This window comes from Deinococcus sp. HSC-46F16 (assembly GCF_024171495.1).
Taxonomy (GTDB): Bacteria; Deinococcota; Deinococci; order Deinococcales; family Deinococcaceae; genus Deinococcus.
Genome location: NZ_JALJZW010000007.1, coordinates 24,447 through 48,166, shown reverse-complemented (window position 1 = coordinate 48,166; position 23,720 = coordinate 24,447). Strand labels below are relative to the sequence as shown.

The following is a 23,720-nucleotide window of genomic DNA, read 5'->3' as shown; positions in this document are numbered from 1 at the left end:
GCTATGGCCCGACACGCCCGTTTTGCCCAGGCGAGGTTCGCCCTCTGGCCCGATGAGGGGCTGCTGGAAGCGGTCGCCTCCTTTCCCGGCGACTGGATCAACATCCTCCGCACAGACCTCCACCCCAGCCGGGGCCGCCTGAGGGTGGACCTCGCGGACGAGTTTTACCGGGCGTCCGAGGACGACGGTTGGCAGGGGCCGGGCGGGCAGCCTGACCCCCGGCACCATGACCGCCTCCTGCGCCTGACCTGGGAAAGCCGCTTTGAGGGCCAAACCCACTTTCCCAATCAGGTCTTTGCCCTGGAGAGCTACGACGAGTACTACGGCGGGCCATACGGCACCTTCCACCCGGTGCGGCAGGGCCTCCCCCAGTCCTGGCTGTACGAGGTGGTCAACGACCCCAGTCCCTGGATCACCGAGATGCTGGAGGAGAACGACAACACGGACACGTTTCCGCCCTACGGAGTGCCCGTCGCCCTCAGCGAGCGCGAGCGCCTCCGCAGCCCTCACCTGAAGCCGACCGGACGCTTTTTCCCGGAGGACGCGCGGCCTGAGGACACGGGCTGGGGCAGCGATTTTGCGTTTGTCTGGTCTGGCCCCCAACCGCCCTCCCCGGAAGAATTGGCTGAGGCACAAGCCGAGATTGCCCGCGTTCAGGACTCCCAGTGGCAGGCCCAGCGCCGCCGCCCACGCTACCGCCACCTCCTGATCGCGTCCAACAGCCACATTCTGGAAGTGCTGTGCGAAGACCTCCCGACCTGGGAGTGGGTCAGCGGAAGCTGAAGCCCTCGCCGTCCGCGTCCACCGTCACCGTGCCGCCGCCGCTGAGCCGCCCGAACAGCAGCTCGTCGGCCAGGGGGCGCTTCACGCGTTCCTCGATCACGCGGGCGAGGGGCCGCGCCCCCATCTGCGGGTCGTAGCCCAGCAGTGCGAGCCGGGCGCGGGCGGCGGGCGTGACTGTCAGCGAAACGCCACGTTCGGCGAGTTGCCCTTCCAACTGCCGCAGGAACTTGTCCACCACGTTCCCCATGACCTCCCGCGAGAGGGGCCGGAAGTGAATCACGGCGTCGAGGCGGTTGCGGAACTCGGGGGTAAAGGTGCGTTTGATGGCCTCCGCCTCCTCGCCCGCACGGCCCTCCCGCGAGAAGCCTAGGGCGGGTCGGCTGGCGTCGGCGGCCCCGGCGTTGGTGGTGTAGACGATCAGCAGGCCGCGCCCGTCCACCTTCTTGCCGGTGTGGTCGGTCAGGGTGCCGTGGTCCATCAGTTGCAGGAAGAGGTTGTACACGTCGGGGTGCGCCTTCTCGATCTCGTCGAGGAGCAGCACCGCGTGCGGGTTCTTCGCCACCGCGTCGGTGAGCAGGCCGCCCTGGTCGAAGCCCACGTAACCGGGAGGGGCGCCCACCAGCCGCGCCACCGTGTGCGCCTCCTGGTACTCGCTCATGTCGAAGCGCAGCAGCTCCACCCCCAGCCGGTCGGCCAGCGCCCGCGCCAGCTCCGTCTTACCCACCCCGGTCGGCCCCGCGAAGAGAAAAGCCCCTTGCGGCTTCTGGGGGTCGCGCAGCCCGGCGCGGGCCAGCTTGACGGCGCTGGCGACCGCTTCCACGGCGGCGTCCTGCCCGAACACGCGGGCCTTGAGGTCGGCTTCCAGCGTGGCGAGCGAGCGCACCTCCTCGGCCTTCACCGCGCCGACGGGCACGCGGGCCATCCGCGCCACCGTCGCCTCGATGTCCGCCTCCCCGATCTCGCCGCCCTGCCCCGCCGAGGAGCGGGCCGCCCCCGCCTCGTCCAGCACGTCAATCGCCTTGTCGGGCAGGAAGCGGTCGCGCAGGTGCCGGGCCGACAGCCGGACGGCGGCCGAGAGCGCCGCGTCGGTGTACGTGACCCCGTGGTGCGCCGCGTAGCCCGGCGCCAGCCCGCGCAGGATGGCGAGGGCGTCCTCCTCGGAGGGCTCGGGCACATCCACCGTCTGAAAGCGCCGCCACAGCGCCCGGTCGCGTTCGAGGTGGCGCAGCTCGGCGGGCGTGGTGGCCCCCAGCACCCGCAGCTTGCCCCGCGCCAGCGCAGGCTTGAGCAGGTTCGCCGCGTCCACACTGCCGCCCTCGGTGGCCCCGGCACCCACCAGCGTGTGCAGCTCGTCGATGAAGAGGACCGCGTTCTGCCCGTCCAGCGCAGCCAGGACGGCCTTGAGCCGTTGCTCGAAGTCGCCCCTGTAGCGCGTCCCGGCGAGCAGCGCCCCCAGGTCGAGGGCGTACACCGAAGCGCCCCGCAGGAAGCCGGGCGCCTGGCTGTCCGCCACCCGCTGCGCCAGCCCCTCGGCCAGCGCGGTCTTGCCCACGCCGGGTTCGCCCACCAGCACGGGATTGTTCTTGGCACGGCGGGCCAGGATATGCACCGTGCGCTCCAGCTCGGCCTCACGCCCGATGACCGGGTCGAACTCCCCCGCCCGCGCCTGCGCGGTGAGGTCGGTGGCGTAGGCCTCCAGCGGGTTCTGCTCGGCGGCGGCCTCCTCCGGGGCCTCGCCGTCCACCCCGGCCGCCCGGCGCTCGCGCTCACGGCCCGGCACCTTGGCGGCCCCGTGGGACACGTAGGCGAGCACGTCCAGCCGGGTGACCCCCTGCGCCTCCAGCGCGGCGCGGGCGGGCGAGTCCTCCTCCTCCAGCAGCTCGGCGAGCACACGGGCGCCGTCGGCTTGCTCGTGGCCCTTGCCGCTGGCGTGCAGTTGCAGCACCGCGCCCTGCACCACCCGGTGAACCCCCAGGGTGAAGTCGGGTTCGGCGTCTTCCACGCTCTCGAAGCCGTCCAGCAATTCATGCAGCTCGTCGCGCAGCCGCTCCACGTCGGCACCGACGGCGAGCAGGGCTTCCCGTGCCTCCGGGTCGTGGGTCAGGGCCAGCAGCAGGTGCTCCAGCGTGACGTACTCGTGCCCGGCCTCCCGCGCGTAGTCGGCGGCGCGGCCCAGGGTGACTTGCAGGTGGTCGCCGATCATTCGCTCGCCTCCGGCTCGGCCACCAGCCGCAGCGGATAGCCGTGCTGCCGCGCCTCGGCCGTCACCCGCGCCACCTTCGTCTCGGCCACGTCGCGGGTGTAGACCCCGGCAACGCCCTGCCCCTTGTGGTGGACCGCCAGCATGATGAGCTGGGCCTCCTGCTCGGACTTGCGGAAGTGGTGTTCCAGCACCGTTACCACGAAGTCCATCGGCGTGTAATCGTCATTGAGCAGCAGCACCCGGTACAGCCGGGGCCGCTGGGTCTGCGTGCGCTCCAGCGTCTGCGTGCGCCCCTGCGTGGTGGGGTCGGCGTCCCTGCGCGTCATGGAGCGAGTCTAGCGGGGGCAGGGGAGGGGGGCCGGGGCAGGGCTCACGGTCGGGGGAGGGAGAAACGAAAACCTCCCCGCGTGGGGAGGCTTCGTGGTGTCCCAGAGGGGACGGATTACATCTTGCGGTTGGCGTCCTTCACGTCGCTGCGGACCTCGTCGGAGGCCTTTTTCGTCTCGTTGAGGGCCTGCTGCACGAGGCGCTGCATGTCGCTGGCGCCCTCCTGCGCGTCGGCCTTGGCCTGGGTCCCAGCCTGCCCGGCGCCCGCGCCCCGGTCGGTGGCCGCGTCGCGCACCTCGGCCTTGACCTGCCCGGCGGTCTGCTGCGCGTCGCGCTTCACGTCCTGGGCCGTGTCCCGCGCCTGGGCGGCGGCGTTCTGGGCGCCCTGCTTGGCGTCCTGGGCCATGTCCTTGGCCTGCGCGGCGGCCTGGTTGGCCCCGGCCTTCATGTCGGCGGCGGCGTCCTTGGCGTCAGCCTTCACTTGCTGCGCGGTTTGCTGGGCATCGCGCTTGAGGTCCTGGGCCTTGTCCTGGGCCGTCTCTTTGGCCTGGTTCACCGCCTGTTTGGCGTCGCGCTGGGCGTCCTGGGCCGCGTCTTTCAGCTCGCCGCCCACATGCTGACCCTCGCGCTTGGCCGTGTTCGCCACGTCACGGGCAGCGTCCCCGGCCTCGGCGGCGGCGCCCTTCACGGCGACCCCGGCCTCCCCCGCGACTTCCCTGGCCTTGTCCACGGCAGCCTGCACGCCGCCCTGCTGGGCCGCGTCCTTGACCTCCTCGGCCTTGTCCGCGATCACGGCCCCGGCACTTGCGGCGGCGTCCTTGGTCTTCTCCCAGCCCTGGCTGACCTTCTCGCCGACATTCTCGGCGGCGTCCTTGAGGCCGAGTTCGGCGAGCTTGGCGTCGAGCGCCCTGCGGTTTTGCTCGCGGCTGAGGTAGTAGGCCCCGGCCCCGATCAGGGCACCCAGCAGCAGGAGGCGTTTGGTGGGAAAGTGACTGTTCTGCGACATAGGGTCAGCCTAGGCCCCCGCCTCTCATGAGCGGATGAGGGGGGCATCAGCCCAGATTCACCCCGCCGCGCTGCGGTGCAGCCCCAGCCGCCGCGCCAGCCCCTCTTCCAGCAACCATTCCTCGGGTTCCTCGGAGCCGGTCACGCGCACGAGCACGCACCCCCGGTCGAGGTAGAAGGCGACGATCTTGGCCCAGGCGTCCTCCTCGTTCCCCGCCGTTTCCTCGATGTCTTCCAGGGTGCCCCACACGTCGCCGTCCACCTCGGCGCTGCGCAGGGCCTCGGCGTGGGCGCTCAGGACATAGGCGTCCACGCCTTCCTCGGGGGGATAAGTCTCGCCGGGGGTGCGCACGTCCAGCCGTTCGTCGCGCTCGTAGAGGCGGGCCAGGAAAGCGTCCCACTCGTCGGGGGTCAGGGTGAGGACGGAGGAGGCGGAGGCGTTCATGGGGGCAGTGTAAGGGGGAGGGGGACGCCACGGGCTCGCCCCTCGGCCTAGACTGCCCCCATGCCGAAAGAAGCTGGGCCGAACCGAGTGGGTTTGTCTGCTGCCAGAAGTTCCTTGCGGGCGGCGCTCCCCTTCGCCGCGCTGCTGCTCGTGATGGTCGCCGCGCTGGCGCTGCTGGGCGAGGCGGCGGCGCAGTCGGGCGGCGGCTTCGGGGGCAGCAGCAGTGGTGGGGGGTTCGGAGGCGGCGGCAGCGGCGGTGGGGGCAGCTTCGGCGGGGGCGGCGGGTATGGAGGCGGCTACGGTGGGGGCTACGGTGGAGGGTACTCCGGCCCCATCATCATCGGCGGGGGGGGCTTCGGGCCGGGCTACGTCGGCGGGGGGGGCGGTTTCGGGATCATCGGGCTGCTGCTCTTCGGCGTGGTCGTGATGGGGGTGCTGGGCTTCATGCGCCGCAGCATGGCGGGCGGGGCGCGGGGGCTGGGCGGTGCGGGGAGCCTGAGCGGGACCGCGCAGGCGGTCAGCGTGCAACTCCTGCTCGCCGAGGGCGACGAGGTCAAGCGCGACCTTCAGCGGGTGGCCCGCTCGGGCGATCCCGACTCCAACGCGGGGCTGGCCCGGATGCTTCAGGAGGCGGCCCTGGTGCTGCTGCGCCACCCCGAGCGCTGGGTCTACGGCGAGGTGCAGCGGGCGCAGGGTTCGGCGGGCGCCGCCGACAGCCAGGTGGGGGCCTGGGCGACCGAGGCCCGCGCCGCCTTCACCGTGCAGACCACCAGCAACTACCAGAACCGCGACCCAAGCACGGGCTTCGAGCAGCGCGGCGATTACACCTTCCAGCCCGATGGCACCGACCTTTACCTCGCCGTGACGATCGCGGTTGCCGCCCACACCCTGGGCGACCTGCCCCCGGCGGGCGTGACCACCGCGCAGGAGGCCCGCGCGGCCCTCTCGGCCATCAGTGCGGTGGCGCCCGGCGACCTGATCCGCGCCGAGGTGGTCTGGAGTCCCGACGCGGAGGGCGAGTTCCTCTCGGAGGACGAGGCGATCCGCAAGTATCCGGGGCTGACGAAGCTGTAAGTGGGCAGTGGGGAGCAGGAAGTGGAGGGTGGGGCAACCGCTTCTGCCCCTTGTTCCACGTCCCACTGACCACTCCCCACACCCCGCCCTCGTAACGCCCCACCCGGTCCCCCGCCGCCAGGGACGGCATCATCGCCGGGTGGCCCGCCGCCGTCCCGAGTCCAACTGGCCCCCGCCGCCCCGCGCCCCCGAGGTCTGCGGCCTGTGCGGGCGCGAAACCCCGGTGCTCACCGAGCACCACCTCGTGCCCCGGTCGCAGGGGCGGCGCCAGGGGGTCAAGATTCACGAGCTGCCCACCGTGATGCTGTGCCCCGCCTGTCACAAGTTCCTGCACCGGACCTTCAGCAATGCCGAGCTGGCGGGCGAATATTCCAGCGTAGAGGCCCTGCTGGCACACGAGGACGTGCGCCGCTTCGTGGCCTGGGTGCGGGGGCAGCCCGCGAGCAAGGCGGTGCGCGTGCGGTAGCCCGGAGGCTGTCGCGGCCTAGACTGCCCGCATGTCCACCCCCGTGCCCCTCGCCTCCCCAGAGTCGCCGCCCGCCCTGCGCCTCGTGACGCTGGGCGTACCGCTGCTGCTGGCGGGAGCTGCCTTCCTGCCCGACGAGGGCCGCTCCCCGCCTCACCCCGAACTCCTCGCCGTGGCCCTGCTGACGGGTCTGGGCTTCTGGCTGGCTCCGCGCCGATTGAGGTACGAGTTGACCGGCGATGGCGTCGTTATCCAGACCCTGCTGAGCCGCACGGTCCTGCCCTATGCCGGGTTGCGGGCGCGGCGCTCGGCGGGACGGTTGGGGCTGCGGACCTTCGGCACCGGGCTGCCGGGCTACCTCACCGGGAACTTCACCTTCGGGCCGGACCCGGCGGCGCGGAACGTGCGGGCGGCGGCGACCCGCACGGGCGGCGGGGTGCTGCTGGAATCGGGCGGGCAGGTCTACTTCCTGACACCCGCGGACCCCGGCGGCTTCCTGGCAGCCCTGGCCCGGCGCGGGTCACGGGTGGAGGAATGAGCCTCGTCCTGCTGCCCGATCTGGGCGACCTGTTGCGGATGCACCCCCAGCTCAACGCGGGCACGCTGGCAGAGGCGCTGCGTTGTCTGGGCCTGCGCGAGGTCCTGTGGGCCAGCGGCCCCGACCCCGACCACCCCCTGCGCGACGCGCTGCCCGCCGCCGGATTCGGGCTGGAGGACCTGCCCCTCTCCGACCCCGCCCCGGCCGCCGCCGAGCACGAGCAGCTCGTGGGCTTCCTCAACCAGTACCCCCAGGGTCGCGAACGCTTGCGGGCGGCAGGCCGCGCCGAGGCCGAGTTCACGGCCGTGCTGACCGCGCCGCTGACGTTGCCGGGGGTGCTGGCACCGGAGATGGAGGAGGCCGTCACCCGCTACCACGCCGCCGTCCGTGACGCACTGGGCGAGGGACCGGGCACCCGCTGGCGCGAGCGGCGGCTGGGGGAGGTGGCACAGGGTCTGGCGGGCCGCTCCGGGGCCGTCCTGGCGCCCTTGGACGACCTCTTCGCGCTGCGGGACCGGGTGCCGGGGGCCGCCCTGCCCGACCTCACCGGCTTCGCGCCCGGCGAAACGTCGCGGCGGCGGGCGCTGGCTGACCGCGCCTGGCAACTGCGCGAGGAGGACGATCTGGAGGCCCTGCTCTCGGCCCTCGACCGCGAGGAAGGCGACGCGGTGACGCCGGAAGCCGAGCTGCTCGCGGCGGGCGCGGGGCTGTGCCTCGCGGTGGGGGACCTGGACGCGGCCCGCACCCGGCTGGAGCGGGCCGCGCACGCCCTGCGCGGGGACGAACCCCGCAGCCTGCCGGGGCTGGTGCTCGCCCGGCTGGGGCAGGTCCGCGACGCCCAGGGTGACCGCGAGCTGGCCGAGCGCACCTACCGCGCGGTGCTCGCCCTGAGCTACGCGCCCGCCGTGGCCCGCGAGACGGCGGGCGCGGGGCTGCAAGACCCCTTCCGCATCGAGGTGTAGCTCAAGCGGGGAGGCCGGGAGGGGCGCGTGTTCGCCCTCCCGGCCTCCCCCTCCCCACGTCGGGTTACGCCCGCTTGCGCCGCCGCAGGCGCTCCATGGCCGATTCCAGGCTCAGGCGCATGCGCTCCAGGGCCTGCGCGAGGTCGCCGATCTCGTCGTTGCGGTCGGCCCGCACCGGCTGGGCGAGGTCGCCCATGCTGATGGCTTCGGCGGACTTCACGAGGCGCTCGATGGGTTGCACGATCCGGCGGGTGGCCCGCAGGGTCAGCAGGGCGGCGGCCAGCGCAGCGAGCAGCGAGATCCCCAGCACCAGCAGCAAGGTGGTCCGCAGGCGCCGGGTCGCGTCGGTGCTGTCCACACCCACCGCGATGCGGTAGAGCAGGTCGCCCGAACGCTCGGAGGCGTCCACCGGGGTGCGGACCCCGTCACGGCCCTCGACCACACCCAGACGGCTCACGATGAAGGTCTCGTTGCCGCCGCGCTGGTTCTCCTCGTTCTCGGCCAGGGCACGCAGCTCGCGGGCCTGGGCCGACTCGCCCGCGCCGACCTCCTCGAGTTGCGCGAGCTGCTCGCGGTAGGCGTCGGCCGGGGTGCCCCGGTTCACGAAGGTGCCCGTCTGGGGGTTGGCCTTGATGAAGTCGGCGACCTGACCCTGCAGCGCCCCGTCCAGCCCCGGATTCTGGCTGCGGAAGTAGACCGTACCGTCGGGCAGTTCCACCTCCACGAAGCCCACCGCCGAGCGCTTGAGGAGGGCGTCGAGCTGGGCATTCACCGTCTCCTGGTCGCGGGTGTCGAGGCTGGTGCCCACCGCGACCGCGACCGCCTCGGCGTTCTGGCGAATCAGGCGCTGCTGCGCGTTCGGGAGCAGCACGGCCAGCGAGAGCAGCGAGAGGCCCGCCGCCACGCCCAGCGGCGCGACCGACGCCACGATGAGCTGCTGCGCGAGGCTGCGCCGCCGTCCCGCCGGGGCCGCGCTGCCCTCGGCCGCCACGGCGCTCAGGAAGCGGTCGGCGTCCGCCCCGGTCCCCGCCGCTGCCGCCTCGGGGGCCGGAGCCGCCGGAGCGCCGCTCAACGTGAGCGCCCCGGTGAAGTCCGACCACGAGTCGTCTCCGGCAGGCACGGGAGCCGCGTCCGGCCCGGTCACGCGGGGGGCGGGCGGGTCGGGCGAGAAGACGGTCGTGCTGCCTCCCAGCCCGCCCAGGCCTCCCAGCACCCCAGCCCCAGCCAGCCCGGCCGTCGCCAGCACCGGCTCGCGGGTGGCTTCGGCGCCGACCGGCACCGGCATGGCGAAGGGATCGGCGTCGAGGCCCGGAATACCACCCAGTCCGCCAAAGGGGTCGGCACCGCCCAGCGGCGCGGCGGGGGCGAGTTCCACGTCGTCTGCCGCGCCGGCGCGGGGACCGGGAGTCAGCGGCGCGGCGCCGCCCCCCTCGAAAGGACTCACGTCCAGCCGCGTCTCGTCGCGCACCTCCTCGAGGGCGACGGCGGCGCCGACCTCCTCGAAGACGCGCAGCAGCAGCTCGGCGCGGGGGCGCCCGCTGGGCTTCATCAGGCGGCCCGAGCGCCGCGAGGCCAGCCGGGCGGCCTGCTCGGGCGAGAGGCCGAAGCGCGAGACGAGCTGCGCTTCGAGTTCGGGGCGCACCCCGTCGGGAACAGGCTGGCGAATCACGACCGTGTACTTCATGGGAGTTCCTTCCGGGCCACGCGCCGAGCGGGCCAGCAGTCAGTGGGCAGGGGAGTGGGGGAGGTGGGAAGGGTCACGCGAGGTCCCGCGCCCGCAGGTGGCGCACGAAGACCGGCACCTGCGCCTCGCCGAGTTGCTGGGCGAGGGCCGAGAGCAGGGCGCTGAGGGTAGGACTGTCCCCCAGTTCGTCCAGCACGTCGTCCACCACGAATTCGCCCATCGGCCCGACGGCCGCGATCACGCAGGCGGTCACGGCGCCCAGCACCTCGTCGGTGACGGGCTGGGTGCGCTGCGCCGCCCGGCGGACCCAGGCGTCAGCCTGCGTCACGGCCGCTCCCACGTCGGGTGCGTTCACGCGGGCCAGGGCGGCGACCTCGGCCGCCGTGCGGACCCCGTCGATGTGGTGCAGCACCCGCCACAGCACGAAGGGCAGCGGCAGCTCGTCGCGCAGGCCTGCGGGCCAGGTGGGCACCCCCGCCGGGGCGCCGCCCGCCAGCGACGCGGCGGTCACGCGGCCCCCAGCCCGGCGGCCCGCCACTCGGGCCGGTCCGGCAGGGTGCCCAGCGGCAGGTCATCCAGCGGCTGCCCCAGCCGCGCGAGGCTGGCGCGGAAGGCGGCGAGCAGGGCCGGGTGCAGTTCCTGGGCAGGCACGCCGGGGTCCACCGTCAGGCGCCCGCCCTGCACGGTGACCTCCCGCGCGAAGGGGTCGAGGCAGGCGTGCTCGGCCGCCAGCCGCACGCACACGGTGCGCCACGCCTCGTCCAGCGGCGCGTGGCGGTGCGTGGTCTCGAGGAGGTCTTGCCAGAAGGCCAGCAGCTCGGTGTCGGAGGGGGCCTGCGCCGCCTCGCCCAGCAGCTCGCACGCGGCGCCCGGCTCCGGCAACGTTCCGCCCAGAAGCTGCCCGCCCTGCCAGTAGCTGCACGCCCCGTCCGCGAGCAGCACGCCGGAAAAGCGGCTCCCCTCCAGCCGCGCCCGGCCCACGGGCCAGCCTTCTTCCAGCGGCTGCGGGGTGCGGGTGCGGGCGGCCCAGAGGGTTTCGGCGACGGCCGGGGGCAGCGGCGTCAGGCTAACCTGGGCGCGGGGCAGTCCGGCCATCGCCTGCGGCCAGCCCACCTCGCCCCCGGCGGTGAACCCGCCGCGCAGCGCCCCGCCGACCCACACGAAGCGTGCCCAGTGCGGCCCCTGCTGCGCGTCGAACACGGCGCTCAGGCCCTGGCCCTGGCGGGTCAGCAGATCGCTCGTGACCTCGGTCCAGGGGTAGTGGTCGGTGTGCAGGCCGCGGTACACGGCGGGTTCAGGCGGAAGGGGGAGCCGGGGCTGGGGCATGGGGAGTCACCTCGGAGACGCGGGAACGGCACGTGGAACATCACGCTTGTGGCCCATCACACCGCACGCCCTCTTACCGTTCGCTTACATCCCCCTCATCCGCCGGGCAGGGCAAACCCGCCCGGCAGTGCGGCCGGGCGGGCAGGCAGGGTGGAGTTTACCCGAGTTCGTTCAGCAGTTCCTGGACGCGTCCGCGCAGGTCGCCGCGCTCCTGGGGGGCGCCGAGCTGGTGCAGGCCGCCGTGGTAGGCGTCGGGGTCCCCGAACAGGCGCGAGAGCAGTTCGAACTCGCGCTGGCTGCGCAGAGAGGCGTCGTCGCGGAAAAGGGTCACGTACTGGTCCTGAAAGGCCCACTCGTTCAGTTCGCCGTTCAGGAAGGCGCGCATCAGGCGGCGGTAGGGCTCCACGTTGTCGTCGGTCGCCACCGTGCCGGTGCCCTCGCGGGCGGGCACCTGCTGGCTAAACACGGGTCCCAGAGCCTCCGGGGTGATGTCCCAGTTGTTCACCTCGAACTGAGGCTGGCCCTCCCGGAACAGGATGAACTGCGGGCTGTGGTGCGTGATGCCGGTCAGTTCGGCCACGTGGTTGCTCGCCGGGCGCCAGTCCACCACCCGGATAAAGCCCACCGGCAGCTCGTGGCGCTGGAGGAAGGTTTCCAGGACCCCAAAGCCCTGCATCGTCTTGTGGCAGGTTCCGGCCTTGAACACGGCGGCCAGCGGGTACTCCCGCAGGAACTGGTCCACCTCTTCGGGCGTCGTCAGGGGCACAAGCACCTGGGTCTGTTCGGTCGCGTTCCCGGTCATGGTTACAGCATACCCGCTGCTTTGAAAAACGAAGTGACCCGGTCCACAAGCGGCGGGGAAGGTAGGCTGGGGCATGGACGGGGCCACCGAGTTCGTCAGCTTCACGGTCGGGAACGTGAGCCTCAGCGGCTTCGTGACGCCGGACGAACTCGCCCGCATCGAGTCGGGCGAGGTGGTGGACGTGCTCCTGCGTGGGGTCATCGCGGTCCACGGCGACGTGGGCGAGGACGTGCCATTGGGGGACGTGGCCTGCACCTTTATCGGCGGCGAGCTGTCGCCTTTCGCTCCACCGCGCGGGGGGTGACGCTCAATTCAGCGCCCACACTCCGGCTTTGAGGTGGGCCGCGCCGGGATAGTCCTCGCCCGCGCCCAGCCGGGTGAGGAGCTGGCCCCGCCGCTCGGCCTCCGTCAGCCCGGCTGCAACCATTCGCTCGAAAGCCGCGCCGCTTAACCCCGCGTGGTTCGTCACGGCGAGCACCCGGCCCCCCGGCGCGGTCACTTCCGCCGCCAGCGCCGCCAGCCGCGCGTAGTCGCGCTCGGCCCGCCATATCCCCGTTTTCCCCCGCGCGAAGGAGGGCGGGTCGAGCACCACGAGGTCGAAGCGGTCGCCCCGCTTGCGCAACCTGCCGAGCCACTCGAACACGTCCCCATACAGGAAGTCCGCGTCGGGAGCCGGAAGGCCGCTCAGCGCGTAATTCTCCTGTCCCCAGACCAGCACCTTCCGCGAGAGGTCCACGTTCTTGACGACCCCCGCCCCGCCTAGCGCCGCGCTGAGGCCGAAGCCGCAGGTGTAGGCGAAGGTGTTCAGCACCCGCCCGCCCTCCGGCGCGTGCGCCCGTACCCAGGCCCGCAGCGGCCGGGCGTCCGTGAACAGGCCGATGCTGAGGTCGCCGCCCGGCCGGATCAGGAAGGGCACCCCCGCCTCCAGCGCGGTCACCTCGGGCCGCGCCTCGCCCCAGACCGGCTCAGGGGGCGTGAGCCATTCGCGGGCCACGTTCGCCGCGTGCCGGGCCTCGGCCGGGCGGCGTTTGAGGTACACCCCCGCCACACCGGGCAGGGCACCGCACGCCGCCGCCAGCCTCGCCTCCTCCCCCGACGACAGGTCCGCGTACAGGCTCAGCACCGCCGCGTCCCCCGCGAGGTCCAGCGCGAAGAGGCCCCCCGTCTCGGTGGTGTGCGCCGCCCGGTACACGGTCGTGCCCCCCGCGGGCAGATGGGCACGGCGGGCGAGGAGGGCCGGGAGGTCGGGGGGCTTCACCCGGCAAGTGTAGGGGGTGAGTGGAAAGCGAAGAGTGGGCAGTAGTGAGTGGAACAAGAAAGTGGGAGCCGAGGCATTTGCTCTGGCTCCCATTCCCGACTCCCGACTTCCCGCCCTACGGCCTGCCCCCCAGAATCCACCACACCAATGCGGTCGCCACCGCTGTAATCACCCAGAAGCGGGTGGTGACGTGCGTTTCGGGCCAGCCACTCAGCTCGAAGTGATGCTGAATCGGGCTCATCTTGAAGACGCGCTTGCCCCGCGTCTTGAACGAGATCACCTGAATCGCCACGCTCAGCACGGCGACCACCGGGATAATCGCCGCCAGCGGCAGCAGCCACACGTCGGCGTACAGCACGTAAGCCCCCGCCGCGACCGCCCCGATCGCGTGGCTGCCCATGTCGCCCATAAAGACCCGTGCCGGGTGCGCGTTGAACCACAGGAAGCCCAGCAGCACGGCCACCATCAGCGCCGAGACGGGCGACACCGCCAGCAGCGGCAGCAGCACGATCATGGCGACTCCTGCCAGCAGCCCGTCGAGCCCGTCCGTGAAGTTGAAGGCGTTGACCGCGCCCACCATCACCAGTGTCAGCAGGATCACGTCGAGGACCGGCCCCAGGCTGGGCAAGACCTCGTGCGAGGCGAGCGGCGCGGCGAAAAAGGCGAAGACCAGCCCCACCAGAAATTGCAGCGGGAACTTCTCGCGGGCCAGCAGTTCCTTCTTGCCCTTGCCGCGCATCCGCGAGACGATCTTGAGCAGGTCGTCAATCCCGCCGATCACGCCCATCGCCAGCGCCGCGAGCATGATCAGCAGCTCGCGCTCGCCGCCCGCGTTCCCGGTCAGGTACAGCGGGAAGAACACCAGCGCGAGCGCCAGCACGAAAGCCACGCCGCCCGCCGTGGGCGTTCCCTCCTTTTTCAGGTGTGTCTGCGGCCCGTCCGCCCGGATGGGCTGGCCCCAGCCCCGCGCCCGACTGACGCGGATAAAGAGGCCCACAAGAAACCACGAGAGAAGAGCCGCCACGACCATCATGGGCGGCTCCAGCGGAGGGCAGGGGACAGGCAGGGGCGCAGCATCTCAACCGGGGAGGGTAGCACGGAGGGGAGTGCTTTCCGGCAGTCAGAGAACAAGGGCCGGGCCCTCGCAGGCATCCGGCCCCCATCCCCCGCAGCCCTACAGCCGCGCGATCACCGCGTCCGTGAACTCCTTCGTTCCGGCGGTGCCGCCGAGGTCACGGGTGCGCGGCCCCTCAGTGAGCACCGTGTTCACGGCCTCGTCAATGCGGCGGGCCACGTCGTGCGCCCCGATGTGGTCGAGCATCAGCACCGACGCCAGCATGGTCGCCGTGGGGTTGGAGATGCCCTGCCCGGCAATGTCTGGCGCCGAGCCGTGCACGCTCTCGAAGATGCCGAACTGATCGCCGACGTTCCCGCTCGCGGCGATGCCCAGCCCGCCCACCAGCCCGGCGGCGAGGTCGGAGAGGATGTCCCCGAACATGTTCGTCATGACCATCACATCGAACTGCGAGGGATTGCGCACGAGCTGCATCGCCGCGTTGTCCACGATCATGGTGTTCGTGGTCAGGCCCTGGACGCCCTGCGCCTGCTCCAGCACGCTGTCCATAAAGAGGCCCTGGGTGACGGGCAGCACGTTGGCCTTGTGGACCACCGTGAGCTTCTTGCGGCGCTTCAGCGCGAGGTCGGCGGCGAACTTGCCGATGCGGTCGCTGGCGTCCTTGGTGATCACGGTGTCGGCGATCGCGGTGTCGCCGTAGCGCCGCTCCTGCTCGACATACAGGCCCTGGGTGTTCTCGCGCACGATCACGAGGTCCACGTTCTCGTAGGCGCCGGGCACCGGGCGGGTGCGGGTGGGGCGCACGTTGGCGTACAGGTTGTACTTGCGCCGCAGGTGGCGAATCGCGCCGAAGAACCCGTCGGGCTTCTCGCCGCTGGGGCTGGTCGCCGCGCCGAAAAGGGTCGCGTCGGTATTCTCCACGGCCTCGTAGGTGGCTTGCGGCACGCTGGTGCCATGGTCGAGAAAGTACTCGTAGCCCGCCTCGGCGGTCACGTACTCGGCGTCGAGGCCAGCGGCTTCCAGCACGCGGCGGGCGGCGGGGATGACTTCGTGGCCGATGCCGTCTCCCTCAATCAAACAGATGCGGTACTTCGCCATAACCCCGCCAGTGTAAGCGGTGCCTGTGCCCGGCGTTACGTTGCGGTCTCCCGCAGCACGTCACCCGCAACGTGACGCGCGAGCAGCGGCCCCAGCAAAAAGCCCTTGCTGCTCAGCCCGGAGAGCCGCCACACGCCGTCTGGCTGCCGTCCGGCCACCAGCCCGGAGAGGCGGATGCCGCTCCAGCGTCCGGTCACCCGCACGCCGCGCAGGTCAGCCAGCGCGTCCCCCCGGTTCAGCAGCCAGCGCAGTGAAGCGGCGGGGAGGGTCGGCTCCTGCCAGGTCGGCGTCGGGACCTCGAACGTCGCCCCCAGAACGCCCGTTCCCCCGGCCCTCGGTGCAAGGTACGCCCCGAAGCTCACCGGGAGGGCCGTGGCCGGGCGGTCCAGCGTGAGCAGCGTGCCTGCCCGGTGGGTGCCCGCTTCGCTCGCCCAGCCCGACCCCACCGCGCCGCCGCACCAGACCAGCGCGTCGCCCTGGAGCCGGGGACCTTCCTCCAGTGTGATCGAGTGGGCGTCCCAGGCGACCGCCCGACCCCGCACGACCTCCGCCCCGCTCACGTCCAGCAGCCCCGCGCAGAAGGCCGCGCCGTCCAGCCAGCCCCCTGCCGGGATCAGCAGGGCGTGCGGCCAGCCTGGGGAGAGGGACGCAGGAAAGTCCCCCGGCGTCAGCCAGCGGTGGGGGAGGGCCGGGGGGAGGTTCCGCGCGAACTTGGCCCGCGTGCGCTCGTCGGGCACCGGGCGCAGCACGCCCTCCTGACCGTGGGGAATGGACCAGCCCGCCGCCTCCAACTCGCGCACCAGTGCCCAGGTCAGCGCGAGGCCCTCTAATGCCCGCCCGTCCACCTGTCCCGACTGCCCGCGCACCGGGTTGAGCAGGGCGGAAGGCACGTGGCTCGCCGCGTGAATCCCAGCGTCCACCACCGTCACCTGCGCCCCCCCCTGCGCCGCGAAGTACGCCACCGCCGCGCCCGCGACGCCGCCGCCCACGACGAGCACCCTCACCGCCGCACCGCCCGCAGATGCTCGCGCTTGCCGGGGGGACCGGGGCGGCGCTCGACCTCCAGACCCGCTGCCGCCAGCGCCCGGCGCACGTGTCCGGCGGCGCTGTAGGTCGTCAGCACGCCCCCCGGCGCCAGGGCCGAGGCCAGCCGCCCCACCACCTCGGGCGTCCAGACTTCCGGGTTGCGGGCGGGCGAGAAGCCGTCGAGGTAGAGGGCGGTGGCCCAGTCCTGGGGGAGCGGCGCGGTGCGGATGTCCTCGAACCGGACGGTGAGGGAGACGCCGGGCACCCGAACGGTCAGAGGGTCCGGTCCGCCCCACCCCGCCAGCACCCCCTCCCACGCGGGATCGTCGGCCCCCTCGCTGCCCTCGGCCACCTCCCGCAGCACGGCCACGGGCGCGGGGTCGAACTCGTAGGCCACGTACTCCAGCGGGACGCCGCGCCGCGCACATTCCGCTAGCGTCGCTCGGAAGTTGACGCCCAGCCCGAAGCCCACCTCCAGCACGCGGGGGCAGGGGTGTTCGTGGGTGCCGCTCCCCTCCACGAAGACATGCCGGGCCTGCGCCGCTGCCCCGTGCCGAGAGCCGTAGGCCTCGCCGTAGCGGGCGCTCAGGGCGGTGCGTGAGCCGTCGGGGGTCAGCAGGATGGGTCCGGCAGGAGAAGGGTCGGCGTCGGTCATCGGCCCGCAGGATAGGGCCTGCCCCCACGACAAGCCGCCCCCGGTAGGGTCCGGCGGGCGGCAAGGGAGGGGCGGCTCAGCGGGTGGGGTCGGGGTCGAGCGGAGTGGGCATTGTCCGCTCGCGCACCAGCCCCTGCGGGTCCTCCACGGCGAGTTCCTCGCGGCGCAGGGTGATCTCTTGGGTCTGGGTGTACACGCGGGCTTCCTTGGCGATGGTCACGTCGCTGAAGGGATAGACCTGCTTTTCGATCAGCGCCCGTTCCTCGTACAGCGGGACCTCGTAGACGCGGCCCACCTCCAACTCTTCGCCGTTGAGGGTCGCCTGCCCGCCGGTATTCTCGCGCACGGTGATTTCGAGGTGTTCGCGGCGCAGGGTGATGGGCACATTTTCCTGACGCTCGGTGACCACGCGGCGGATGGTAACGGCACCGACCGTCTCGGGCACGACCTCCACGAGGGCACGTTCCTCGTGCAGGCGCAGGCGCTCGATCAGCTCACGGCGCTCATCCTGCTCGCGCAGGGCCGCGTCGGTGGGGCGGTCGTGGTCGGGTCTGTGGTCGTCCATGGGGGTCCTTTCCAGTGGGGGAACCAAGAAGAAGGCGGGGTTGCCCCCGCCTCCGCCCCCGCACCTGAGTGGCGGAGGGTCGTGCCTGATCAGCGGCGACCGTTGTTGCGGTCGGTGTCCGTCATGGTGGTGCTGGTGGTGGTGTCGCCGTCTTGCAGGCGCACTTCGCCCGTCTTGTTGACGTCGAGCACTTCGCGGCCCACGGTCTCGGTCACGGTCTGGGTGTCGGTCACGGTGCGCTTGCCGATCTCGACTTCCTCGACCACGTAGGCCTGCTTGCCAACATTGGCCCGCTCGGCTTCGAGGTCCACGCGCACCGTCTCGCTCGCCGCGCCCAGCACCGCGCCCTCGACCGGGCGGGCTTCGGTCACGGGGTGACGCTCAATGACGACTTCCTCGCGCTGGAGGCCCACGTTGACCTGCTCCTGACGGGTTTCGACGTGCTTGCCGATCTCGACGGCCCCGGCGCGGAAGCGCTCCTTGTTGACGACCAGGCGCTCTTCCAGAAGCTGGAGGCGGTCCGGCGTGCGGTAGGCCCGCTCGCGGTAGGCGGTCTCGTCGGTGTCGGCTGCCCGCAGGACGCGCTCGTTCGTCTGCTGGAAGCTGGTATCGGTGTAGGTCTGGTCGTAGCGGTACTCTTCGAGGTCGCGGACCTGGTCCTTGGTCAGGTTGTCGAAGTACACGCCGCTGTCGTCGAAGCGGGCGTCACCGACCGGCACGACGACTTCCTTCGAGGAGAACCAGCCGCCCACGTCCAGGATCAGGTAGCGGATGCGGCCGCTGCTGGGGTCCACCAGCGCGTCGCGCACGGTGCCGATCTTCTCACCGTTGTATCCGTAGGCGGTGTTGCCGCTGGGGTTGTAGACGCCCGCGTTGTCGTACATGTTGTCGCGGCTCAGGTCGGACAGGCGCATCAGGTTCATCTGGGTCATGTGTTGCCTCCGTGCATGGAATGGTGGTGCTCTTGCGTGCAGAGCGAGGCGCTCGCCCTTACGCGTAGCAGTTTCGCCGCCGCCCTCCCCATCTGGCTGAGGTCTCCCTAAAGCCGCTCCTGGGCAGACCTTGAGCAGAACGTTATGTTCGTCACGCTGCGGGTGTATGCTCGGCCCACACAAGCTTGACGAGGCTGCGGTGGCCGTTCGCCCGCCTGTTCGTGCGCTCCTTCTGCCTGCCAGAACGCGCCCCAGAACAAAGGTCAGGTGGTTTGTCCGTGCAAGACGGGAGACAGGACATGCCGGTCCGTGTGGTGAGCCTGGTGGGCCACAGCGGATCGGGCAAGACGACGCTTTCCGAAGCCCTGCTGGTGCGCAGTGGGGCTTTGCCGCGTGCGGGCCGGGTGGAGGACGGCACGACCCAGAGTGACCACACCGACGCCGAAAAGGCCCACGGCTTTTCCATCACGACCGGGGTGCTGCGCCTGACCCACGCGGGCACCGACCTGACGCTGCTGGACACGCCGGGTTACGCCGACTTCGTGCGCGAGATTCGGGGAGCGATCCGCGCCGCCGACTCCGCGCTGGTGCTGGTGAGTGCGGTGAGCGGCGTGGAGGTCGGCACCGAGCGGGTGTGGGCCACCGCCGACCGCTTCGCCATGCCCCGGATCGTGCTGATGTCCAAGATGGACCGCGAGCGGGCGAACTTCTCGGCGGTGCTGGCCGACATCCGCGCGACCCTGAAGGGGAACGTGGCGGCGGCCTTCCTCCCCGTTGGTGAGGGACCCGACTTCCGGGGCGTGGTGGACGTGCTGGGCACCGACCCGAGCCACCCCGACCTCCCCGCCGAGGTCCGCAGCGCCCTCCCCGAAGCCCGCGAAGCGCTGATCGAAGCCATCGCGGACACCGATGACGAGTTGATGACCCGCTACCTCGAAGGCGAGGAGCTGTCCGCAGAGGAACTGCGCTCGGCCTTCTTGCGGGCGGTCCATGCCGGGACCCTCTTTCCGGTGCTGCCCGTCTCGGCAGCGACGGGGGGCGGGCTGGACGAGCTGCTGGACCTGATGGTGCGCGGCCTGCGCAGTGCCCAGGAACGTGGCGTGCTGACCGGGGTGGACGGCCAGACGACCCGCGAGCCGACGCCGGACGCCCCCTTCAGTGCCCGCGTGTGGCGGGTCAGCGTGGACCCCTTCGTGGGCAAGCTCGCGCATATCCGGGTGTGGAGCGGCACGCTGCGCCCCGGCGACACCCTGCGCAACACCACGCGCGGCGCCGAGGTGAAGCCTGCCCACCTGTACGTGATGAGCGGCCACGACCTCACCGAGGTGCCCGAGCTGCGGGCCGGGATGCTCGGCGTGCTCACCAAGCTGCCCGAGTTGCACACTGGGGACACGCTGGCCGACCCCGCCCAGCCCATCGAATATGACCCGCTGCTGCTCCCCGACCCGGCGCACACGGTCGCCCTCTCTCCGCGTACCCGGCAGGACGAGGACCGTCTCGGCGCGGCGATGGCCCGGCTGCTCGACGAGGACCCCACCCTGCGCTTCTCGCGCGAGGAGCAGACGGGCGAACTGCTGCTCTCGGGCATGGGCGACATGCACACGACCATCGCGGTGGAACGCCTCGCCGCGCTGGGCGTCAACGTGGACACCCATCTGCCGCAGATTCCCTACCGGGAGACCATCCGGGCCTCCGCGCAGGCGCAGGGCAAGCACAAGAAGCAGTCGGGCGGCCACGGGCAGTACGGCGACTGCCACCTGCGCCTCTCGCCGGGACCGGGCTTTGCCTTCCGCTCGGAGGTCGTGGGTGGCGCGATTCCCGGCAAGTACCTGCCCAGCATCGAGAAGGGCGTGGCCGACGCGATGGAGAAGGGGCCGCTGGCGGGCTACCCCATGCAGGACGTGCAGGTGGCCGTGACCCACGGTTCCTATCACGACGTGGATTCCAGCGACCTCGCTTTTCGCACGGCCGGGGCGCTGGCCTTCCGCAACGCGGTGGAGGGAGCGCGGCCCACCCTCCTCGAACCCGTGCTGCTGCTGCGGGTGCGGGCTCCGGCGCAATTTACCGGGGACCTCGTGGGCGACCTCCAGACCCGCCGCGCCCGTGTGCAGGGCATGGAGCCCGAAGGCACCGTCATCACGATCACGGCAGTCGTGCCCCAGGCCGAACTCCAGACCTACAGCGCCGACCTGCGCTCCCTGACCGGGGACCGGGGGGCCTTCAGCGTCAAGCCCCAGGGCTATCAGGACGTGCCTGAGCACTTGGCGAAGAAGATCGTGGAGGCGCGGAAGACGGCGGCCGGGTAGGGGGAGGGGAGGCCGGAAAGGAACCTGCCACCGCGCACCGCGCCCGGCCTCCCGCGTACCATTCTCTCCATGACCGTCGCCCCTCCCCGCGTCCTGGCCGACCTCCGCTCCGATACCGTCACCACGCCCACCCCCGAGATGCGGGAGGCGATGGCGCAGGCCCCGGTGGGCGACGACGTGTACGGCGAGGACCCCACCGTCAACGCGCTTCAGAGCGAACTCGCCCGCCTCGCCGGATTCGAGGCGGGCCTCTTCATGCCCTCGGGCACGATGACCAATCAGGTCGCCATCGCCCTGCACACCCGCCGGGGCGAGGAAGTGATCTGCGCGGAGGGCTCGCACATCTACGAGTGGGAACTCGGCATGATGGCGACCTTCTCAGGGGTCGTGCCCCGCTTCGTGCCCGCGCCGCTGGGCGTACCCGACCCGGAGGCGGTGCGCCTCGCCGTGCGCCACAGCGTCCACCAGTCACCCACGGGGATGATCAGCCTGGAAAACACCCACAACAAGGCGGGCGGAACGGTGCTGCCGCTGGAGGTGCTGACTGCCATCCGGGGCGTGGCCGACGAGGAGGGGCTGCCCCTGCACCTCGACGGGGCGCGGGTCTTCAACGCGGCGGCGGCGCAAGATGTGCCCCTGGCCGAGATCACCCGCCACTTCGACACGGTGAGCATCTGCCTGAGCAAGGGGTTGGGTGCCCCGGTTGGCAGCGTGCTGCTGGGCAGCGCCGCCGCCATGAAGCAGGCCCACCGCTACCGCAAGATGATGGGCGGCGGCATGCGTCAGGCCGGGGTCCTCGCCGCCGCCGCGCTGGTCGCTGTGCGCGAGGGTCCTGCCCGCCTGAAGGAAGACCACCGCCGTACCCGCCGCCTCGCCGAAGCGCTGCTGGAGGCCGGGTACAGCGTGAATCTGGCCGCCGTGCAGACCAACATCATCTACGTGACCCTGCCCGACGCGGCGGCGCAGGTGGCCCGCTGGGCCGAGGCGGGGGTGCTGGCGAGTGCGCTGGGGCCGGACTCGGTGCGTTTCGTACTGCACCACCAGGTCGGGGACGAGGCGCTAGAGGAAGCGATCCGGGTGCTGACCGCCTGAGCCCGCCTGGGGTCAGAGGTCTCCGCCGAGCCGGGCGCGGCATACTGCCTCCCATGACCGCCCCGGACCGGCCCGTTTCCCCCAGCATCCCGCAGGCTCCGGGCATCCGCGCCGTGGACGGCAACCGCGCCGCCCTGACCCTCTTGATCGCGCAAAACGTCCTGTCGGCGGTGTTTATCGGTCTGGGGATGCCCTTGGGAACGGCGCTGCTGCTGTCTTTCGTAGGGAACGCGGCCCTGGCCCTGACCGTCTTTCGGCGGCCCATGCAGGCCCTCTTCCGCGACTCGCGCTGGCGTACGCCGCCGTCGTGGGGGCTGTCGCTGGCGGCTTTTGTGCTGGCGTTCCTGGCGTCTCGGGCCTTCGTGCTGGTGTACGTGACCCTTGTGCCGCAGTCGGCCGACGCCATTCCGCAGTTCGTGAGTCAGGGGCCGGACCTGTGGGTGCTGCTGCTCGCCGCCGGGTTGCTGATCCCCTTCGCGGAGGAGGTCGCCTTCCGGGGCCTGATGCTGCGTGGGCACGAACGGGCGGCGGGCTTCACGGTGGCGGCGGTCACGACCTCGCTCGCCTTCGGGGTCGCCCACGGCGTTCCGGCCAGCGTGGTCGGCATCATCCCGCTGGCCTACGCGCTGGCCCGCCTGACCCAGCACAGCGGCAGCCTGTGGAACGCGGTGATTGTCCACGCGCTGAACAACACATTGGCGGTGGCGCTGGGCAGTGTCCTGGCCGGTCGGCTCCCCGACAACACCGAGCAGGCGGGCGAACTGCTGAAAAATCCGGCGCTGGCGGTGCCCGTGGCGATTGGGGCGGCCCTCTTTGGCGTCGCGGTGCTGACGGTGCTGCACCTCTGGCTGACCCCCAGGGCCGATCCCCAGGAGCGGCAGGCGCCCGGCCCGTGGCTCAGCGCGGCGTATGTCGGCGTGGTGCTGTTCGGGGTGGTCGCGGCGGCCCTGACCCTGCCCGCCGTGCAGCAGACCCTGACCGATCTGCGCGGGGTGATGCGGTAGGCACGGCGCTGAACCGCTTGCGGGCTTTCGCCCGGCGGCTGAAGGCCGACCTGCTGGCCCTCAGCCTCGCCGCCCGTGACCCCCGCACCCCGTGGCTGGCCCGCGCCCTGGCCCTGCTCGTCCTGGCCTATGCGCTCAGCCCCATCGACCTGATTCCGGACTTCATCCCGGTACTGGGGCAGCTCGACGACCTGCTGCTCGTTCCCGCTGGGCTGTGGCTGGTGCTGCGCCTCGTGCCGCCCGCCGTGCTGGAAGACGCCCGTGCCGAGGCCGCCCGTCATCCCGCGCGGCTGGCCCGCTCCGGCTGGGGGCTGGTGCCCATGCTGGGGCTGTACGCCCTCGCGCTGTGGGGGCTGTGGCACCTGTGGGTCACCCGCTCCGGCTCGGGGGGCTAGAGTGCCCCCGATGGCCCGCCCGCGCCCCACGCCTGCCCCGCCCCCCACCGCGCCCCTCGCCGCCGAACTGCTGAGCGGCCCGGCGGCCTTTTTCGCGCGGTTGCGCCAGGTGCCGCCCCTGCCCTGGCGGTATGCGCTCCCGCCCGTGCTTGCGGCCCTGCTCGGCGGGGTGGTCTACGCCCTGCTGCTGCGCCCGGTCGTGGGGGCGACGGCCCAGGGTGCGGCGGCGTTCGCCTCTTACGCGGTCAACGTCTTCGGCACCTTCTTCCTGACGGTGGTGGGCGCGGCGCTGATGGCGGGGCTGGGCTGGCTGGGAGCCGGACGCGAGGGCCGTGCCCCGGAGGTCTACGGGGCAACCTTTGTGCTGCTGCCACCGCTGTATCTGGCGCTGTCGGTGCTGGTCCTCCTGTCGGGAACGGACTTGGGCCTGATCCGTGTGGACGGGGCCGCGCTTTCTCAGCGTGAGTTGCTGGAGGCGGTGATGCAGAGCAGCCTCGCCCGCGTGACCGTGCTCCTGCTGCTGCTCGCGCCCCTCGCGCAGTTCGCGCTGGCCTACCGGGGCTTCCTGACCCTGACGGGGGACCGCCGCCGGGCGCTCCTCGGCACGCTCCTTCCCCTCCTCCCCGTGCTGGCGGTGACGGCGTTGGGCCTGGCCCCGCTCTTGGCGGCCTGGTAAAGCGGCCAGCAGAAAGGGCCGGA

Annotated in this window: 26 protein-coding genes; 11 read left to right on the top strand and 15 right to left on the bottom strand. The window is 72.0% G+C overall.

The features are described 5' to 3' along the window. Window positions 1-3 precede the first annotated feature (3 nt). On the top strand, window positions 4-783 hold the full coding sequence (locus L1280_RS13605; protein WP_253582830.1) for a hypothetical protein: 780 nt from the start codon (window positions 4-6) through the stop codon (window positions 781-783). Here L1280_RS13605 and L1280_RS13600 read toward each other — a convergent pair. The 4 genes from L1280_RS13600 to L1280_RS13585 all read right to left on the bottom strand — a co-directional run bounded on the left by L1280_RS13600 (window position 770) and on the right by L1280_RS13585 (window position 4,763). Further along, entirely contained in the window at window positions 770-2,986 is a 2,217-nt protein-coding gene (locus L1280_RS13600; protein ID WP_253582829.1) for an AAA family ATPase, read from the bottom strand. The genes L1280_RS13605 and L1280_RS13600 overlap by 14 nt on opposite strands. After that, window positions 2,983-3,312: an ATP-dependent Clp protease adapter ClpS gene (clpS, locus tag L1280_RS13595; RefSeq protein WP_253582828.1), complete on the bottom strand. Its 330-nt coding sequence runs from the start codon at window positions 3,310-3,312 to the stop codon at window positions 2,983-2,985. The genes L1280_RS13600 and clpS overlap by 4 nt, the downstream gene beginning before the upstream one ends. 116 nt (window positions 3,313-3,428) lie before the next feature. Continuing rightward, a complete protein-coding gene (locus tag L1280_RS13590) occupies window positions 3,429-4,319 on the bottom strand; it encodes a YtxH domain-containing protein (protein WP_253582827.1) in 891 nt (296 codons plus the stop codon). A gap of 57 nt (window positions 4,320-4,376) precedes the next feature. Next, the gene (locus L1280_RS13585) at window positions 4,377-4,763 is read right to left on the bottom strand and encodes a hypothetical protein (protein WP_253582826.1); all 387 of its coding nucleotides are present in this window, start codon (window positions 4,761-4,763) and stop codon (window positions 4,377-4,379) included. A 153-nt stretch (window positions 4,764-4,916) separates the two neighbouring features. On the opposite strand from L1280_RS13585, the gene L1280_RS13580 reads away from it, so the two are divergent. From L1280_RS13580 to L1280_RS13565, 4 genes are all read left to right on the top strand, one after another. Continuing rightward, on the top strand, window positions 4,917-5,837 hold the full coding sequence (locus L1280_RS13580) for a DUF1517 domain-containing protein (protein WP_253582935.1): 921 nt from the start codon (window positions 4,917-4,919) through the stop codon (window positions 5,835-5,837). A gap of 139 nt (window positions 5,838-5,976) precedes the next feature. Beyond that, a complete protein-coding gene (locus L1280_RS13575) occupies window positions 5,977-6,303 on the top strand; it encodes an HNH endonuclease (protein ID WP_253582825.1) in 327 nt (108 codons plus the stop codon). A gap of 31 nt (window positions 6,304-6,334) precedes the next feature. Next, window positions 6,335-6,841, top strand: coding sequence for a PH domain-containing protein (locus L1280_RS13570; protein ID WP_253582824.1), 507 nt, complete (start codon window positions 6,335-6,337; stop codon window positions 6,839-6,841). Further along, on the top strand, window positions 6,838-7,803 hold the full coding sequence (locus tag L1280_RS13565) for a hypothetical protein (RefSeq protein ID WP_253582823.1): 966 nt from the start codon (window positions 6,838-6,840) through the stop codon (window positions 7,801-7,803). Before L1280_RS13570 ends, L1280_RS13565 begins: the two co-directional genes overlap by 4 nt. Window positions 7,804-7,867: 64 nt before the next feature. Here L1280_RS13565 and L1280_RS13560 read toward each other — a convergent pair whose 3' ends face one another. The 4 genes from L1280_RS13560 to L1280_RS13545 all read right to left on the bottom strand — a co-directional run bounded on the left by L1280_RS13560 (window position 7,868) and on the right by L1280_RS13545 (window position 11,615). Further along, the gene (locus L1280_RS13560) at window positions 7,868-9,487 is read right to left on the bottom strand and encodes a HAMP domain-containing protein (protein WP_253582822.1); all 1,620 of its coding nucleotides are present in this window, start codon (window positions 9,485-9,487) and stop codon (window positions 7,868-7,870) included. A gap of 73 nt (window positions 9,488-9,560) precedes the next feature. Next, window positions 9,561-9,998: a hypothetical protein gene (locus L1280_RS13555; RefSeq protein ID WP_253582821.1), complete on the bottom strand. Its 438-nt coding sequence runs from the start codon at window positions 9,996-9,998 to the stop codon at window positions 9,561-9,563. Beyond that, window positions 9,995-10,813, bottom strand: a complete 819-nt coding sequence (locus L1280_RS13550) for a hypothetical protein (RefSeq protein WP_253582820.1) — start codon at window positions 10,811-10,813, stop codon at window positions 9,995-9,997. The genes L1280_RS13555 and L1280_RS13550 overlap by 4 nt, the downstream gene beginning before the upstream one ends. A 157-nt stretch (window positions 10,814-10,970) precedes the next feature. Then, on the bottom strand, window positions 10,971-11,615 hold the full coding sequence (locus tag L1280_RS13545) for a monothiol bacilliredoxin BrxC family protein (RefSeq protein ID WP_253582819.1): 645 nt from the start codon (window positions 11,613-11,615) through the stop codon (window positions 10,971-10,973). A gap of 73 nt (window positions 11,616-11,688) precedes the next feature. Between L1280_RS13545 and L1280_RS13540 the strand changes: the two genes are divergently transcribed. Further along, window positions 11,689-11,919, top strand: coding sequence for a hypothetical protein (locus L1280_RS13540; RefSeq protein ID WP_253582818.1), 231 nt, complete (start codon window positions 11,689-11,691; stop codon window positions 11,917-11,919). A 3-nt stretch (window positions 11,920-11,922) separates the two neighbouring features. Here the strand turns inward: L1280_RS13540 and L1280_RS13535 are convergent, their stop codons facing one another. The 7 genes from L1280_RS13535 to L1280_RS13505 all read right to left on the bottom strand — a co-directional run bounded on the left by L1280_RS13535 (window position 11,923) and on the right by L1280_RS13505 (window position 18,224). Further along, window positions 11,923-12,873, bottom strand: a complete 951-nt coding sequence (locus L1280_RS13535) for a class I SAM-dependent methyltransferase (protein ID WP_253582817.1) — start codon at window positions 12,871-12,873, stop codon at window positions 11,923-11,925. 115 nt (window positions 12,874-12,988) lie between these two features. After that, window positions 12,989-13,906, bottom strand: a complete 918-nt coding sequence (locus L1280_RS13530; protein ID WP_253582816.1) for a phospho-N-acetylmuramoyl-pentapeptide-transferase — start codon at window positions 13,904-13,906, stop codon at window positions 12,989-12,991. Between the two features lie 141 nt (window positions 13,907-14,047). Beyond that, a complete protein-coding gene (locus L1280_RS13525) occupies window positions 14,048-15,046 on the bottom strand; it encodes an isocitrate/isopropylmalate dehydrogenase family protein (RefSeq protein ID WP_253582815.1) in 999 nt (332 codons plus the stop codon). A gap of 35 nt (window positions 15,047-15,081) precedes the next feature. Beyond that, window positions 15,082-16,050, bottom strand: coding sequence for an FAD-dependent oxidoreductase (locus L1280_RS13520; RefSeq protein WP_253582814.1), 969 nt, complete (start codon window positions 16,048-16,050; stop codon window positions 15,082-15,084). Continuing rightward, entirely contained in the window at window positions 16,047-16,727 is a 681-nt protein-coding gene (gene mnmD / locus L1280_RS13515; RefSeq protein WP_253582813.1) for a tRNA (5-methylaminomethyl-2-thiouridine)(34)-methyltransferase MnmD, read from the bottom strand. The genes L1280_RS13520 and mnmD overlap by 4 nt, the downstream gene beginning before the upstream one ends. 76 nt (window positions 16,728-16,803) lie before the next feature. Continuing rightward, window positions 16,804-17,292 carry a YsnF/AvaK domain-containing protein gene (locus tag L1280_RS13510; protein ID WP_253582812.1) on the bottom strand — a complete coding sequence of 163 codons (489 nt, stop codon included), beginning with the start codon at window positions 17,290-17,292 and terminating at the stop codon, window positions 16,804-16,806. A gap of 89 nt (window positions 17,293-17,381) precedes the next feature. After that, entirely contained in the window at window positions 17,382-18,224 is an 843-nt protein-coding gene (locus L1280_RS13505) for a DUF2382 domain-containing protein (RefSeq protein ID WP_253582811.1), read from the bottom strand. A 299-nt stretch (window positions 18,225-18,523) separates the two neighbouring features. Between L1280_RS13505 and L1280_RS13500 the strand changes: the two genes are divergently transcribed. The 5 genes from L1280_RS13500 to L1280_RS13480 all read left to right on the top strand — a co-directional run bounded on the left by L1280_RS13500 (window position 18,524) and on the right by L1280_RS13480 (window position 23,697). After that, complete coding sequence (locus L1280_RS13500; protein WP_253582810.1) at window positions 18,524-20,530, top strand: translation factor GTPase family protein; 2,007 nt, start codon at window positions 18,524-18,526, stop codon at window positions 20,528-20,530. 69 nt (window positions 20,531-20,599) lie between these two features. Beyond that, on the top strand, window positions 20,600-21,622 hold the full coding sequence (locus L1280_RS13495; protein ID WP_253582809.1) for a low specificity L-threonine aldolase: 1,023 nt from the start codon (window positions 20,600-20,602) through the stop codon (window positions 21,620-21,622). Between the two features lie 53 nt (window positions 21,623-21,675). Continuing rightward, window positions 21,676-22,626: a CPBP family intramembrane glutamic endopeptidase gene (locus L1280_RS13490; RefSeq protein WP_253582808.1), complete on the top strand. Its 951-nt coding sequence runs from the start codon at window positions 21,676-21,678 to the stop codon at window positions 22,624-22,626. Window positions 22,627-22,634: 8 nt separating this feature from the next. Further along, complete coding sequence (locus L1280_RS13485) at window positions 22,635-23,021, top strand: YkvA family protein (protein ID WP_104991898.1); 387 nt, start codon at window positions 22,635-22,637, stop codon at window positions 23,019-23,021. Between the two features lie 10 nt (window positions 23,022-23,031). After that, entirely contained in the window at window positions 23,032-23,697 is a 666-nt protein-coding gene (locus tag L1280_RS13480) for a hypothetical protein (RefSeq protein WP_253582807.1), read from the top strand. Window positions 23,698-23,720: the final 23 nt, after the last annotated feature.